The 15359-nt window shown below is 41.1% G+C and carries 11 protein-coding genes; 5 read left to right on the top strand and 6 right to left on the bottom strand.

Annotated features, from left to right (window positions below; genetic code table 11):
* The first annotated feature begins 158 nt into the window (after positions 1 to 158).
* The 4 genes from IPI59_10590 to IPI59_10575 all read left to right on the top strand — a co-directional run bounded on the left by IPI59_10590 (position 159) and on the right by IPI59_10575 (position 5250).
* The gene (locus IPI59_10590; protein ID MBK7527981.1) at positions 159 to 1007 is read left to right on the top strand and encodes a hypothetical protein; all 849 of its coding nucleotides are present in this window, start codon (positions 159 to 161) and stop codon (positions 1005 to 1007) included.
* A gap of 6 nt (positions 1008 to 1013) precedes the next feature.
* Positions 1014 to 2066: a glycosyltransferase family 2 protein gene (locus IPI59_10585; protein ID MBK7527980.1), complete on the top strand. Its 1053-nt coding sequence runs from the start codon at positions 1014 to 1016 to the stop codon at positions 2064 to 2066.
* Between the two features lie 229 nt (positions 2067 to 2295).
* Positions 2296 to 3972, top strand: a complete 1677-nt coding sequence (locus tag IPI59_10580) for a formate--tetrahydrofolate ligase (GenBank protein ID MBK7527979.1) — start codon at positions 2296 to 2298, stop codon at positions 3970 to 3972.
* Between the two features lie 165 nt (positions 3973 to 4137).
* Positions 4138 to 5250 carry a DegT/DnrJ/EryC1/StrS family aminotransferase gene (locus IPI59_10575; protein ID MBK7527978.1) on the top strand — a complete coding sequence of 371 codons (1113 nt, stop codon included), beginning with the start codon at positions 4138 to 4140 and terminating at the stop codon, positions 5248 to 5250.
* 73 nt (positions 5251 to 5323) lie between these two features.
* Here the strand turns inward: IPI59_10575 and IPI59_10570 are convergent, their stop codons facing one another.
* Together IPI59_10570 and IPI59_10565 are read right to left on the bottom strand one after the other, a co-directional pair.
* On the bottom strand, positions 5324 to 6817 hold the full coding sequence (locus tag IPI59_10570; protein MBK7527977.1) for a M61 family metallopeptidase: 1494 nt from the start codon (positions 6815 to 6817) through the stop codon (positions 5324 to 5326).
* Positions 6792 to 7067: a hypothetical protein gene (locus IPI59_10565; GenBank protein MBK7527976.1), complete on the bottom strand. Its 276-nt coding sequence runs from the start codon at positions 7065 to 7067 to the stop codon at positions 6792 to 6794. Before IPI59_10565 ends, IPI59_10570 begins: the two co-directional genes overlap by 26 nt.
* 308 nt (positions 7068 to 7375) lie before the next feature.
* Here IPI59_10565 and IPI59_10560 point away from each other — a divergent pair, with 308 nt between their 5' ends.
* Positions 7376 to 8800, top strand: coding sequence for an HD domain-containing protein (locus IPI59_10560; protein MBK7527975.1), 1425 nt, complete (start codon positions 7376 to 7378; stop codon positions 8798 to 8800).
* Between the two features lie 322 nt (positions 8801 to 9122).
* Here IPI59_10560 and IPI59_10555 read toward each other — a convergent pair whose 3' ends face one another.
* The 4 genes from IPI59_10555 to IPI59_10540 form a co-directional block, all read right to left on the bottom strand.
* Positions 9123 to 10253 carry an ABC transporter permease subunit gene (locus tag IPI59_10555; GenBank protein ID MBK7527974.1) on the bottom strand — a complete coding sequence of 377 codons (1131 nt, stop codon included), beginning with the start codon at positions 10251 to 10253 and terminating at the stop codon, positions 9123 to 9125.
* Positions 10254 to 10283: 30 nt separating this feature from the next.
* Positions 10284 to 11597, bottom strand: coding sequence for an ABC transporter permease subunit (locus IPI59_10550; protein MBK7527973.1), 1314 nt, complete (start codon positions 11595 to 11597; stop codon positions 10284 to 10286).
* A 192-nt stretch (positions 11598 to 11789) separates the two neighbouring features.
* Complete coding sequence (locus IPI59_10545) at positions 11790 to 13736, bottom strand: hypothetical protein (protein MBK7527972.1); 1947 nt, start codon at positions 13734 to 13736, stop codon at positions 11790 to 11792.
* Between the two features lie 172 nt (positions 13737 to 13908).
* The gene (locus tag IPI59_10540) at positions 13909 to 15324 is read right to left on the bottom strand and encodes a M20/M25/M40 family metallo-hydrolase (GenBank protein MBK7527971.1); all 1416 of its coding nucleotides are present in this window, start codon (positions 15322 to 15324) and stop codon (positions 13909 to 13911) included.
* Positions 15325 to 15359: the final 35 nt, after the last annotated feature.

Below are 15359 nucleotides of genomic sequence, written 5' to 3'. Positions count from 1 at the left end.
TAAACACAATAGTTGATAAATTAATAATACTTACGGCAAAGGTAGTATTTTTTGCCCGAAACTAATATTCAAAGATAAAAAACAATCTTGGGCTGAAAACATCATGATAAAACCTTAATTTTGCCTTAATTTTTGTTTAGAAAAGAAATTTATTTTGTATGAGGTTTCCAATAACACCTAGTTTTTTTCTTGTAGTTTGTTTTATTTTATCCGGATTTATTATTGCTGCCGATGTTCAAGCGCAATCAAACACTCAAATTGGTGCTTACCACAGAGGGATTGACGAAATAAACTGTGCCACTGTTAAAACCATGCTAAACTGCTTTAGCCGGCAAAGTAATGCCAAAAATTTAACTACCTGCACCTATGGGCAAATAACCGCCGAGCTACAAAAGGTTAAAACAAAAGAGCAAACGATTAAAGGTTACTCCGACGAGTTTTTAAAATTTGCCGAAGCGTTAAACAATTTTAAAACTGCTAAAATGCCCACTAATGCCGACCAAGCCGACGAATACCTGCGCGAGGCGCGGGGTACGGCCTTACAAAATATAAACCGCATTTGTAATACTTTTAAAAATAACGAGGCGGGCACTTTAGTTTGCGAAAACCTACAAATAAAAACCACTGACTTAGAAGGCAAACTCAACAATATTATTAGCACTGCACTAGCAAAATGGAACGGTACAACAGATGCAAAAGGCGACCGTGCCAACGAATCGCCCGAAAAAACCTCGCCAACTACTACCACCCCTACCGATTACGTGGTACCAGGCAGCGAAAGCAAAAATGCAAACGGTGATACAGCAGAAGCAAATAAGGAAACAAAAACCGGCGGTGGATTTTGGAGCAAATTTTTGAATTTTATCTTTTTTGCCGCTTTGTTGCTAAGTTTAGTGTTTTTATACCGCGAAAATTTACACCGCAAAAGCGAGATTCAAGCCTTAAAAGAGGCATTGCGAATGTTTATTAACCCAAACGATACAAATCAACCACCAAAAACAGAATAAACCGTTATGCTGAGTGGGGTTAGTGCAACTTTGCCAAAAGTAGCGGTTGTAATTTTAAACTGGAACGGTGCTCAACTTTTAGCACAATTTTTACCTTCGGTAATTGAAACAAATTATCCAAACTTTACCATCATTGTAATTGATAATGGCTCAACAGACGACTCGCTGTTGTGGATAGCCGAGCGTTATCCACAAGTTCAATGTTTAGCCTTGGGGCAAAATTATGGTTTTACCGGAGGTTATAACAGAGCCTTGCAGCAAATACAAACACAAAATTTTGCCTATTGGGTTTTGTTAAACAGCGATGTTGCCGTTACCCCAAACTGGCTTCAGCCAATGGTGCAACTCCTCGAAAAAAACCCAAAAATAGCAGCATGTCAGCCTAAAATTAAATCGCATAAACAACCCGACTTATTTGAGTATGCCGGGGCTGCCGGCGGCCTGATAGATGCATTAGGCTATCCTTTTTGCCAAGGCCGGGTATTTGATACTTGTCAAACCGACCAAGGCCAATACCAACAACAAAGTCGGGTTTTTTGGGCATCGGGGGCGGCGTTAATGGTGCGACCCTATTTGTTTATTCAAATAGGTGGCTTTGAAACTGCATTTTTTGCGCACATGGAAGAAATTGATCTTTGTTGGCGTTTACAGCGTGCCAATTTTGAAGTTTGGGTATGCCCCAGCGCCGAAGTATTTCACTTAGGAGGCGGCACTTTACAGGCTTATTCGCCAATTAAAACTTATCTTAATTTTCGGAACAGTATTTGGCTTTTAGTGCGCAATGCACCCTGGTGGCAATTATTTTTTATACTGCCTTTGCGTTTTATTTTAGATGCGATGGCCGCCTTACAGTTTATAGTAAAACAACAGTTTAATATGGTCAAGGCGGTTTTAAAAGGAATGTTGCACGGCTATTTCCGGATATTTACCCTTTACAAACTCAGGCAGCGCGCCGTTATTAAATTTGTAAAAAACGACTACCGCTTTTGGTCGCTAAACGGTGTTTATAAAGGCAGTATCGTTTGGAATTATTTTGTACGCCGCAAAACCAATTTATGAGATTAAAAAGCATTTTTCCGGATATTTTTATAACCATCCGGAAAAAAAACAGGACATTTTACTTTAACCCTACTTTAGATGCCTAAAATCCGGATAAAACAAAATTCAACTATTTTAAAGGTTTATCTATAGAAAAACTACCTCCACAAGTATTTAGTACCGATATTTGCAACGCAAAAAATTTTATTTAAAAAAATTGAGTTTCTAATTTTATTTTTCTAACAGGATTATGTCTTTTCCAAGCGATTTAGCCATTGCACAAAGTGCGGCCATACAACATATTAAAAATATAGCTGCCAAAGTTGGCATAGTTGCCGACGATTTAATTTATTACGGCAAGTACAAAGCAAAACTTCCGCTATCGCTTATTGACGACGAAAAATTTAAAAAGGCCAAACTTATTTTGGTAACTGCCATAAACCCAACTCCAGCCGGTGAAGGAAAAACAACAGTTTCGATAGGATTAAACGACGGACTTAACAAAATAGGCAAAAAATCTATAGTAGTACTGCGCGAGCCTTCATTAGGGCCCGTTTTTGGCATGAAAGGCGGCGCTGCCGGCGGCGGCTACTCGCAGGTTATACCCATGGAAGATATAAATTTGCACTTTACCGGCGATTTTGCCGCCATTGAAAAAGCCAATAATTTACTTAGTGCCTTAATTGACAACAATATACAAAATACAAGCCGCTCTTTAAATATTGACCCGCGCACAATTGTTTGGAAAAGGGTAATGGATATGAACGACCGTGCCTTGCGCAAAATTACAATTGGCTTGGGTGGCACGGCAAACAGCATTCCGCGCGAAGATGGTTTTAATATTACACCCGCCAGCGAAGTAATGGCTATTTTATGTATGAGCAAAAACCGCCAAGACCTTAAAACCCGCTTAGGCAATATTTTTGTAGGCTACACCTTCGACAAAAAACCTATTTTTGCCCGCGACCTTAAAGCCGAAGGCGCAATGGCTATTTTGCTTAAAGATGCCATTATGCCCAATTTAGTACAAACACTTGAGGGCAACCCCGCCATTTTACACGGCGGGCCATTTGCCAATATTGCCCAAGGAACCAACACTATAATTGCTACCAAAATGGGCTTATCGTTAGGCGACTGCGTAGTAACTGAGGCAGGTTTTGGGGCCGACTTAGGGGCCGAAAAATTTATGAACATTAAATGTGGATATGGTAATTTAGCTCCGGATGCTTTGGTAATAGTAGCTACTATACGAGCATTAAGGCATCATGGCGGCGCTAAAAAAGATGCATACAATACGCCCAATTTAGACATTGTAACTAAAGGTATAGAAAACTTAGAAAAACACATTGAAAACTGCAAAAAGTTTGGCCTTAATCCCGTTGTGGCTATTAACCATTTTCCAACAGACAGCGAAGAAGAAATTGCCTTAGTACAAAGCCGTTGTCAAGCACTGGGCGTAAAGGCAGTAGTAAGTTATGGTTTTGCCCAGGGTGGCGAGGGTGCAAAAAACTTAGCCCAAGCAGTTTATGACAGTATTGAAAGCGGCCAAAACAAATTTAAACCTTTGTACGACTGGAACTTAACCACAGAAGAAAAAATTAATACCATTGCCACCGAAATTTATGGCGCAGAGGCCGTTGAATATTCAAGCACAGCCAGGGCACAATTAAAAACCATTAAAGCATTAGGCTACGACAATTTGCCCGTTTGTATGGCAAAAACCCAAAAATCGTTGAGCGACAAAGAAACAGCCATTGGCTGCCCACGCGGTTTTACTATTAACGTGCGCGAGTTTGAATTTGCCGCCGGTGCGGGCTTTATCATACCCATTCTGGGCGACATGATGCGTATGCCCGGATTGCCGGCAACACCCGCCAGCGAACACATGGATATTGATGCGAATGGCGTTGTATCCGGATTGAGTTAGTTAGGTAAACTGCGTTTATTTTTTTTTCGCGCCCTACTCTACCCTACCCTGCTGCCCTGCCTAACAAAAAAAAAGAGCAGGCAACCGTTTTGCTGTTTTTTACATCAGTTTACAACTAATTTACACATCTATAACCTAATGGAGTCCACTAATTTTTCAATTCAAATGGTCGATTTGGTAGGCCAATATCGCCGTCTTCAAGTACAAATTAACGAAGCTATTACAAAAGTACTTGAGTCGGGCTATTTTGTTGGCGGCCCAACCGTTGCCAATTTTACGCGCGATTTGGCTGCTTATAACCAAGTTAACCACGTTATTACCTGTGCCAACGGCACCGATGCCCTTCAGTTAGCTTTAATGGCCTTAAATTTACAGCCCGGCGACGAGGTAATTATGCCCAGTTTTACTTTTATTGCTACCGCCGAGGTCGTTGCCTTACTTGGGCTAACCCCTGTTGCAGTTGATATTGACCCCCAAACTTTTAATATTGACCCAGCCGCTGTTAAACAAGCTTTAAGCCCTAAAACCAAGTGCATTATACCCGTGCATTTATTTGGTCAGTGCGCCCCAATGGAAGAAATTTTAGAACTTGCCCAAGCATATAATTTATTTGTAATTGAAGATAACGCACAGTCAATTGGGGCTTACTACACCTTTGAGAACGGGCAACGCCAACCATCCGGAAGCATGGGACATATTGGCTGCACCTCGTTTTATCCCTCAAAAAATTTAGGTGCCTATGGCGATGCCGGCGCTTTGTTTACCAATCATCCGGATTTAGCTGAAACCATTGCTACCTTAGCCAATCACGGGCAACGAAACAAATACACCTCCGATTTAATAGGCATCAACTCGCGATTAGATGCCCTGCAAGCTGCCATTTTACACGTAAAACTGCATCATTTAGATGCCTTTATTGAAGCAAGGCAAGAGGTTGCCGATTTTTATGATGCCGCCTTGAGCGGATGCGCAAATCTAACAATTCCTTTCCGGATGCCTTACTCAACGCATGTTTTCCATCAATACACCTTAATATACAACGGCGACCGCGATTGGTTAAAGGCCGAACTTCAAAAACGAGGTATTCCTACTATGGTGTATTACCCCGTACCCATCCATTTACAACCTGCTTACAGGCAAAAATACCAATGGCAAAACCTACATTTGCCAAACAGCGAGCGATTAGCCAAACAAGTTATATCGCTGCCCATGCACACCGAACTTACCGACAAGGAACTTACCTATATTGCAAATACCTTAATTGAACTTTGTAGTTAATATAGCATCTTGTTAGAGCCTTACAAGCAACTAAAATTAAAAGGAAATTGCCCTAACCCCAAGCAATACTTCGCTAAAAATCTTCCGATAGCCATTTTTTATACACAGCCTTTTGCTGGTCGGTGGCATTTTTAGCCTTAACAATTTGGTAACTGACGTTTGGATTTGTTGTAAGTGTAACGGTCAAATCGCGCAAAAGTCCATACCGAGTAACCGTTACCACAATTTTGTCGCCTGTTTTATGGCGTGCTAAAGCTGTTGTTACGTCTTTTTCGGTATAGGTACGCAGGCCGTCAACGGCTACTAACTCATCTAAAGCCGACAAGCCGCCTTCAAAACCACAGGTTCCGCGTTGTACGTTGGTAATATTTAATTTACTGCCTTCTTGCTTTAGTTTAACACCTAAACTTAACTCGGTTGACTTGTTTGCAATTTCTAAATGAAGGCCGGCATAGTCAAAAAATTGGTCGTAGTTAATATTGGCAGTGCCGTTAATATGGTTCGTCCAAAAATTGTCCATTTTTTTGTTGGCAACTGTTTCGACTGTTTGTTTCATTTCTTCATCGGTAAAGCCACGGCCTTGTTTTTTATAAAAATCGTTGTATAAAATGCGCATTACATCATCTAAACATTTGTTTCCATTAGTGCTGTGCATAATTTCAAGGTCAAGAAGCATGGCCATAACGGCGCCGGTTGTGTAGTACGAAACGCCGCTATTTTGCGTATTTTCATCCGGACGGTAATATTTTATCCATGCGTCCAAACTCGATTCGCTAACGGGCTGCACCATCCGGCCTGGTGTATTTTGGTGGGTATTAATATTGCCGGCTGCAGTTTCTAAGTATTGTTTTGTATTAATTAATCCGGCACGCTGAAGCAAATAGTCGTCATAATAGCTGGTAAAGCCCTCAGAAACCCAAAGTAAAGAGGTGTAATTTTCGGTTTCGTAGTTAAAAGGTCCTAAGGTTATTGGCCTAATCCGTTTTACGTTCCATAAATGAAAATACTCGTGGCAGGCCAGGCTCATAAATCTTGTCGAAATACCTTTCTCGCCATAGTCCCAGCGCGCGCACATAATGCTTTGGCTGTTTAGGTGTTCTAAGCCACCGCCCATGCCATCGGTATTATGAATTATAAACAAATAATCGCTACAAGGGTTGTCGCCAAATACGTTGGTGCATACTGTTACAATTTTTTTAACAGCCTCGACCATTTTTGTAATGTTGTGGTTGCCGTGCCCAAAAATGGCAAATGTATGCGGTATTCCATTGGCTTCAAAATTTACCACTTCGTGATTGCCAATTTCAATGGGTGAGTCAACTAAAATATCGTAATTAGGGTAGGAAAGTACCCATGCGTTGCGCGAGTCGAGGGGTTTTAGTGAGGTAGAGATTTTTTTAAAATCGGGGTGCGGTTTAATATGCACCGTGCCGGGCAAATTTTGGTAACCATCCGGATATAAAAATAAACTTGCGCCGTTAATAAAGGCATGGTCGGCATCTAAAAAACTAGTACGGACACTTTGCTCAAACGAATAAACTTTATACTGTACAGATACATTGTGCACATCCCTTGGTATTTATATGCCAGGTATTTTTATTTTTTTTATCAATACTAAGTGGTTCGTTATTTGAAAAAGCCTGTACCCCTTCAACTTTCCTCGAAAACTCGCGAACTAAGTACGAGCCGGGTGTCCAGACCGGCATTTTTATTGTCAATTCGTTTGCATCGAGGTTAGCTATTTCAAGGTTTACTTCAAAATAGTGGGTATGCGGCTGCGGCATGGCCACATGGTAGGTAATTGTTGGTGCTGCCATTAAGATTGTAGTTTGATAAATGAAAACCAAGAGAAAAAAGCTAAAAATACGCATTAAAAAGCTCGAAAAACAAATAGTATAAAAGTATTATTTTAGGTATTAATTTTGCTCAGCCTCATAAGCACTCGTCAAAAAAACACCTTTTGTTAGCGGCTGCAAAATTACGCTTTATTTAGTAAGTGGGCAAATGCCATTGTACCTCACTTTGCCTATGTATTTAAAAAGTCCTAATTTTGCTGTTTATTAGTGCTTGATATTGCATTATATTATTTATTTATATTTTCTCAAAACTCCATACAATATTGGTCATGCTATTTAATTTTATTGCCGAGCACCAATCCATTATAGCCATTATAGCCCAGGCAGCGCAGCAGCTAAATACCCCTGCGTGGTTAGTAGGTGGCTATGTGCGCGACAATTTACTTAACCGCCCTTGCAAAGATATTGACGTTGTTTGCGTGGGCAGTGGTATTGAGTTGGCTAAAACGGCTGCCGCACTATTGCCCAACGCCACACAAGTAGCCATATTTGCCAATTTTGGCACCGCCATGTTTAAAATAAACGACTACGACTTAGAGGTGGAATTTGTAGGCGCACGCCGCGAAAGCTACGACCGCCAGTCAAGAAAACCTGTTGTTGAAGATGGCAGTTTTGAAGACGACCAAAATCGCCGCGATTTTACCATCAATACGCTTGCAGTTAGTTTAAACCGTGCCGATTTTGGTCATTTAATTGATAGTTTTAATGGGTTAAGCGACCTAAACGACAAAATTATACGCACCCCACTCGATGCCGATATTACTTTTTCGGACGACCCTTTGCGTATGTTGCGGGCTATACGTTTTGCCACACAATTAGGTTTTCAAATTCATCCGGATACCTGGCGGGCTATCATCCGGAACGCACACCGCATAGAAATTATCTCCTTCGAACGCATTACAGACGAGCTCAACAAAATAATGGCAACACCTAAACCTTCGGTTGGTTTTATCAAATTGCACCAAGCTGGTTTACTGTACTATTTTTTGCCCGAACTATCGCAACTACAAGGGGTGGTCACCCTTGACGGGATTGGCCATAAAGACAATTTTTATCACACCTTGCAAGTTTTAGACAACGTTAGCCAAACTACCAATAACCTGTGGCTGCGCTGGGCGGCCCTGCTGCACGATATTGGCAAAGTACCTACCAAACGTTTTGAAAACGGCGGGTGGACTTTTCATAGTCACGAGTTTGTTGGGGCAAAAATGGTAAAAAAAGTATTTACACGCTTAAAACTGCCGCTTACCGAGCCACTGCGCATAGTTGAAAAGTTAGTTTCGATGCACATGCGCCCTATTTCGCTTACCAAAGAGCAAGTTACCGACTCGGCAGTACGCCGACTTATGGTTGATGCCGGCGAGCAAATTGACGAGCTAATGCTGCTTTGCCAAGCCGACATAACTTCGAAACGCCCCGAAAAAGTGCGGCTTTTTTTAGAAAACTACCAACTGTTGGCGCAAAAAATGGATGCCGTTGAAGAAAAAGACCGCTTGCGTTGTTGGGAGCCCCCTATTGATGGAAATCTAATAATGGAAACTTTTGGGCTATCGCCCAGCCGGATGGTAGGTGTAATTAAAACAGCCATCCGCGAAGCCATACTCGATGGTATTATAGCCGATGAGTACCATGCAGCTTATCAATATATGCTCGAAATTGCCGCACAACACGGTTTGCAGCCGGTAAATAGTTAGAAGTAAGAGGTTGAAGGTTATAAAGTCTTATTAAAAAAAGTATGTAAGAGCGCATACATCTGAACTATGATTTTTTCTTTTTTATCTGGAAATTGTCTGAAGCACTGATTTTCAGGATTATTTGACTCCATGGATTTCGTCACTATCTCATCTGTGGATTGGAAACTGCACCAAACTCCAAAGGAGTTAAATAAAAATTACTTCCGGATAAACATTTTCGTTCGCAATATTCTTTATCTCAAGCACATCTTGCCCTACTGGCAGGGATAATATCCACAACAAGTAGCGCGCAAGATTTAAACTATGAGCAACAAGCTTTTTATTAACGCAAACGCGAATAATTGCGCGGGTCAAAGGCTTGACGTATGCCCTCGCCAATAAAGGTAATAGTAGTTAGGGTAAAAAACATCATAACCAATGGCGTCATAATTAGCCAATATTCTTTAATATCGTCCATTCCCTGTTGAATTAGCTCGCCCCAACTTGGCGTAGGCGGTTGAAGGCCAAAGCCCAAAAAGTCGAGGCCAACCAAACTTGTAATTGAGCCTACAATACTAAACGGAATAAAGGTTATTACAGGCGTAAGTGCATTAGGCAAAATATGTTGATACATAATTTTAAAATCACTGGCGCCCATGGCTTTTGCTGCCGAAACATAATCGCGTGATTTTTCGCGGTAATACTCGGCTCTAACATAGTAAGTTGTGCCTATCCAGCCGCCTAAAATAACCAGCAACATGGCTAAAAAAAACAAATTTGGCTTAATAAACTGCACTAAAATCATCACCATAAATAAAAAAGGCACAAAACTAAACACCTCAATAAAGCGCAGGGCATAAATGTCTAATTTGCCTCCATAATAGCCCAAAGCGCCACCAACCAAAATACCAATTAATTTTGAGAAAAAAACTACAATAAGCGCTAACGTTATTGATATTTGAAAACCATAAACCACCCGTGCAAACACATCGCGGCCTTTTTTATCGGTGCCCAATATATTTTGCCCGTCTGGGGGGGTAGGGAACCCTCTGTTGCCAGCCTCCTCGAACGACAAAACTTCAACAGGGTCGTAGGGGTATAAAGGCATTAGCATCCAGTTATTGTTGCCGGTGCTTTGTGATTTCCATTGTTTTTTTAGCTCTCTAAAATGCGGTGCCCCTTGGTGAGGGCGGCCAAACAACTCGGTTTGGCCATAAAAAGCAGCATCTTTATACGATACTGGTAAAATACCTCCAAACAAATCGGCAAATGCCGGAAAATACGTACCACCATTATAACTAACCACTATTGGTTTATTGTTAACTAATAAAGGTGCTAAAAACGAAAGTAAGTATAGAAAACCAAGTAAAATTAACGAATAATAAGCGCGTTTTATTTTTTTAAAATTATTCCACCGTTTTTGAAAAATAGATTCAGATTTAGGAGTAGTTTGGGTTGATGATTTATTAGACATAGTAAAGTTTTGGCAGTTTGAAAACAATGTTTAATTAAATTTAATACGGGGGTCAACGGCTACATACAACAAATCGGAAATTAAATTGCCCAACAACAAAATGACAATACTAATAACCAAGCTGCCCATAATAAGCGGGTAATCTGAGCCAAGTACCGCCTCAAAACCCAAAAGCCCAATTCCGTGGATATTAAATACTTTCTCGAGCAAATACGAACCCGTTAAAAAGATACCAATAAAATGCCCTAATCCGGTAGCAATAGGAATTAAAGAGTTCCGGACGGCGTGCTTTAAAACTACTTTTTTTTCCGGAAGGCCTTTGGCAAATGCAGTTCTAACATAATCTAAGCCTAAGTTTTCGAGCAACGAGTTTTTCATAAGCATAGTTAAGGTGGCAAAACTGCCTATTAAATAGCAAAGGAGCGGGGCAATAGTATGTTTTAATTGCCCTATTATTTTTTGAACAAACGTTAATTCTTCCCAGTTATCGGGTCTAAAGCCACCCAACGGAATAACATCCCAAAAACTGCCGCCCCCAAACAAAACTAACAACAATACGCCCATGGCAAACGCTGGTATTGAGTAGCCTAAAAAAATGATAGCGCTACTAACTACATCAAAATTTGAATTGTGTTTAATGGCTTTGGCGATACCTAACGGAATACAAACCAAATAAGTAACTATAAAACCAATAATGCCAAAATAGGCCGAAATATGTAGCCTGTCGGCAATCAGGCTAATAACGGGTCGCCTAAATTTATCTGACATCCCTAAGTCTCCGGTTAAAATTCCGCTAAATTTGGGTTTCACCGTAGCATATTGGCCGTTAGCGGCTTCTTTGTCAATTTTCCATTCGGAGTTAGGCATCCAGTTATTGATTTCGGTAAAATTGGGTAACTCCGGATATTTATCTGAAAATTTAAAATCGCTTCCTACCCCGCTCACAAAAAATTGGGGTTTTCCGGAATTATCTTTTTCAATTTTAACCCATCTTTGTATGGCATAAGTTTGCGAGTTTGCCGATACATACCGAAGTGTTTCGCGGAAAGGCTCGCTTAAGCCTATTGTTTTTTCGTTGACATTGCGTGGGTAAAACCCAAGCCAAATTAAATAGCGCACCAAAATAGGTTTATCTAAGCCATATTGGCGGCGCAAATTAGCTAATTGTTCGGGGCTTAACATTTCGCTACCTGCTATACGGCTGCCCGATGCGGCACCTCCTTCGCCACTTCCTTGCATTTCGGCTGCTTTTAACTGCATGACAGCTTTGTCAAACGGGCCACCGGGCACTAATTGTAAAATTAGAAAAACTAAAAAAGTAGCACCCAAAAAAGTTGGTATCATTAATAACACCCTTTTTATCAAATACTTAAACATATATATACAAATTTGTCGTGGTTATTTATAGCGTAAAAATAAGTCGAAAATTTTAAACTTTGTTTATGCTTTAAAAAAAACAGCGATTAACAAGGTGCTAATCGCTGTTTTAGGTAAACTGATTGAAAATAGATAATTAATTATTGTACTAACCGAGTTTTATTTTACCCCTGTTGCTGCATTTCCTTTACTGCTCCGGCGACCATAAAAATCCACTTCTTCGGGGTTAATGGGCATTGTAACCGTTTTATCGTTCATACCTTTTGCAACGGTTTTTTCTTTTTCAGGGTCATTCCACCATAAAGTTAAAGCCGAGTCAAAATCTCCGGTATAGGTAAACACCGATTTTGGGTAGCCAAATTTATTCCAGTGTAAAGCGCGTACCGAATAGGGCGCTACCCACAACCAACCGTAATGTTTTTCGGCTACGGCAATACCGTCGACCTCTTGCATTAGTTTTATGCGTTCGGCGGGGTCGTAGCTTTTGTCGTACAAGTCGCAAAGTTCGTCTATGCGTTTATTTTTCATGCCGGTAATATTAGTAGTTTCAAGGTCATCGGCGGTTTTGCTGTGCAAGCTTGTAACGGGGTTGGGGAAAAGTAGCCCCGTCCAGTTGCGGTAGCTAATTTTAAATTGGTGTTTCATTACACTTTTAAAATCTTCTTGGGGCGTAACATTTTTAAAATTAAGTTGAACTCCCGCATTTGCTAAGTCTTGTTGATAACGCGTAAACACCTCTTGCGTTGATTGTTGGGTCATGTTCAAATCTATTTCAAGCGATTTGCCATTTTTGGTGCGCACTTTTTGGCCTGATGCTAATTTCCAGCCTGCTTCGTCTAACAATGATGCAGCTTTTTTGGGATCAAAACTTGGCATAGGATTGTTTGGGTTGGCATATACGCTACCTTGATTATAGGAAACACAGCGCTCGTATTCGTTAAAAAACCGAGTTTTGTTTAGTTCTTCAAAATCGAACAAAAGTTCAAAAGCCTGGCGAACACGTTTATCGTCAAAAGGTTCTTCACGGGTATTAAATGCCAATCCGGATGTTCCGGCGGGATTAAAATTAAACACTTTTAAGCGTTGAATCAAACCGCGCTTAATGCGTTCATCTTTATCGGCAACAAAGTCCTCTTTCCACCATTTGGCCTTTGGAACGATGTAGAAATCGTATTCGCCTTTAAAAAATTTCTCGCGGCGCAGTGTTTCGTCTAAAACAAACATAAAGTGGAGTTCGTCAAAATTGCAAGTACCCGCAAAACCCGGGTCGTCTTTGCCCCAGTAATCAGCTCGGCGTTTGATAACTAAAAGTTCGGGTTGTTTTGTTTTTTGATAGTCAATTTCGTAGGGGCCTGTTACAGCAAAAGTTTGGTATTGATATTGTTGCAAATAACCTTTGCCGTCAATTTTGTTGAGGTATTTAGCCGGAAAAACTTTCATCGAACCGCCAAAATATAAAATATTGCGCCAGTTTTCGCGTTTACATTTCACTTTAAACAACAAGGGGCTAACTTTTTCGGGGGTTTCAAAATTTGCGCCATAAGTTTCGTTTGACGATGGGTCTTCAATGCCGGCATCGGTTAGCAGTTTAAAGGTGGCAATAATATCGTCGGAGGTAACCGAGTTGCCGTCGCTCCAGCGGGCGCGTGGGTCGAGTCTGAACCAATAGGTCATTTTATCTTCGCTTATTTTCCAGTGGGTGGCCAATCCGGGCGTGTATTCCATGGTTTTAGTATCTAAGCCCAAAAGGGTTTCCCACATTAAGCCAGTCATAATGCTTAAAACCTGCAAATGCGAGTCTTTACCGACTGCACGGTAGGTCGGCGGAAATTCATCCAAACACATGGTAAATTTACCGCCGCGTTTGGCATTAGGGTCGCCGTACATGGTAAAGTTTGAATTGGTTTTAAAGCCTAATTTTTCAGCTACCGCTTCAAAGTTTTTACCGCCTAAACTATCGGGTATAGAGTCTAAGTTTACTACTACGCCTTTGGTAGTCCCACCTGATTCTACAACGGTTTCGTTGCCGCCCCCACCGCATCCGGTAAGTATAAATGTGGCAAATGCTACCGTTAAGCAAAGTAAAATTTGTATTGGCTTCTTCATATTGTTTTGGTTTAATTAAATTTATGTTTTTGAAAGGGCAATATTGTCTGATATTTTCTGCAAGGTTATAAAATATGGCCGAAAATTACGTTTTTATTTTTTAATTAAAGGCATCTATCAAATATTAGTCAAAAATTTAACAAAACACATTGTTATATTTTACAACATAATATTATTTCCACCCGTCTTCGCTAATAAGCCATATTAACGCGGTTATTGCGCCTGCACCTAACTCTAACTCGCGTTGGTTAACTGCCTCTAATACGTCGGCATCGGTATGGTGGTAGTCAAAATAGCGTTGCGAGTCGGGAATATAGCCGCTTGTAACCGTACCATGTTCTTTAAGTGGGGCAACATCAACGCCCGAAAATCCTTTTTCAAACTGATGAATGCCATAGGGGGCCAACAAATCGTTATAATTGCGCACTTGATTGTATGCGCCTTCAATTTTATCCGGAAGAGCATCAATAGAGAAACCGCGCGGGGTAAATCCACCTCGGTCGCTTACTAAGGCAAAAATACAACGTTCGGTTTTTTTAATGGCAGCTACTCGGGCATATTCTTTAGCACCTTTGGCGCCGTTCTCTTCGTTCATAAAAAGTACGCACCGTATAGTTCGTTTGGGTTTTAGTCCTTGTGCTTTTAAAATACGCAACACTTCTATTGAATGAACCACTCCTGCGCCATCGTCGTGGGCACCTTCGCCTTTATCCCAGCTATCTAAGTGGCCGCCTACTAAAATTACTTCTTCCGGATGTTCGGTACCTTTAATTTCGCCTATCACATTAAAACTTGGCGCATCGGGGTACGATTGGCAATCTAAATTCAAGTAAAACGAAGCTTCGGGGTCTTTTTCAATCATTTGTTTCATCCAATCTCCGGATTTTGTGCTTACGGCTGCAGCCGGTATTTTGGGCAAACTGTCCACATAGCCCATGCTTCCGGTATGCGGGTAATCGTCAACGGGGCTTCCTAACGAGCGCAAAATAAAACCTACCGCACCTAATTTGGCTGCTTTTGGTGCGCCGGTGTACCTGTCTCCGGCACAGCCACTATAGGCCGAGAAAGTGCTAATCAAAGCCTCGTCGAAAGGGCGGTGTAAATAAACTATTTTACCTTTTACTTGCTTGGGGCTTAGTTTATCTAATTCGCTTAACGATTGAATCATAATAATTGGCGCATGCAATCCGGCTGGGTCGGTTGCTACTGAGCCTCCTAAAGCACATAATTTTATAGGTTCGTGGCCAATTCGTTTTGAAATAAAGCGTCCTTCTTCGTGTTGGCCGCGCACCCAATGGGTAACCATACAAGGCTGAAGGTAAACGGTATCGGCATTAGCGGCTAAGAGGGTTTGCCTGCCCCATTCAACGGCGGCGGCGGCCTGTGGCGACCCTGCTAAACGGTTGCCTACCTGTTTGCAAAGATGGGTAAGGTTTTGGTAAGATTGCCCCTTTACCAATGCTTCGTCAAAAATTTTCCGGATGATGGTAGCGCGTTCATTCTCTAATATTAAAAGCGAATTGGTTTGGCTGTATAGGTAAACGCTGGCTATAATTGAAAGCGCAATAAAAGGAATAGATTTTTTCATCGACACAGTATTATTAAAAGATAATTGAATACAAA

The sequence above is a fragment of the Sphingobacteriales bacterium genome (genome assembly GCA_016706405.1).
Taxonomy (GTDB): Bacteria; Bacteroidota; Bacteroidia; order Chitinophagales; family UBA2359; genus BJ6.
This window is presented reverse-complemented; position numbering and strand designations above follow the sequence as displayed.

Coding starts and splice junctions, on each gene's coding strand:
- IPI59_10590 (MBK7527981.1), top strand. CDS start 159: ATGAGGTTTCCAATAACACCTAGTTTTTTTCTTGTAGTTTGTTTTATT.
- IPI59_10585 (MBK7527980.1), top strand. CDS start 1,014: ATGCTGAGTGGGGTTAGTGCAACTTTGCCAAAAGTAGCGGTTGTAATT.
- IPI59_10580 (MBK7527979.1), top strand. CDS start 2,296: ATGTCTTTTCCAAGCGATTTAGCCATTGCACAAAGTGCGGCCATACAA.
- IPI59_10575 (MBK7527978.1), top strand. CDS start 4,138: ATGGTCGATTTGGTAGGCCAATATCGCCGTCTTCAAGTACAAATTAAC.
- IPI59_10565 (MBK7527976.1), bottom strand. CDS start 7,067: ATGGCAGCACCAACAATTACCTACCATGTGGCCATGCCGCAGCCGCAT.
- IPI59_10560 (MBK7527975.1), top strand. CDS start 7,376: ATGCTATTTAATTTTATTGCCGAGCACCAATCCATTATAGCCATTATA.
- IPI59_10555 (MBK7527974.1), bottom strand. CDS start 10,253: ATGTCTAATAAATCATCAACCCAAACTACTCCTAAATCTGAATCTATT.
- IPI59_10550 (MBK7527973.1), bottom strand. CDS start 11,597: ATGATACCAACTTTTTTGGGTGCTACTTTTTTAGTTTTTCTAATTTTA.
- IPI59_10545 (MBK7527972.1), bottom strand. CDS start 13,736: ATGAAGAAGCCAATACAAATTTTACTTTGCTTAACGGTAGCATTTGCC.
- IPI59_10540 (MBK7527971.1), bottom strand. CDS start 15,324: ATGAAAAAATCTATTCCTTTTATTGCGCTTTCAATTATAGCCAGCGTT.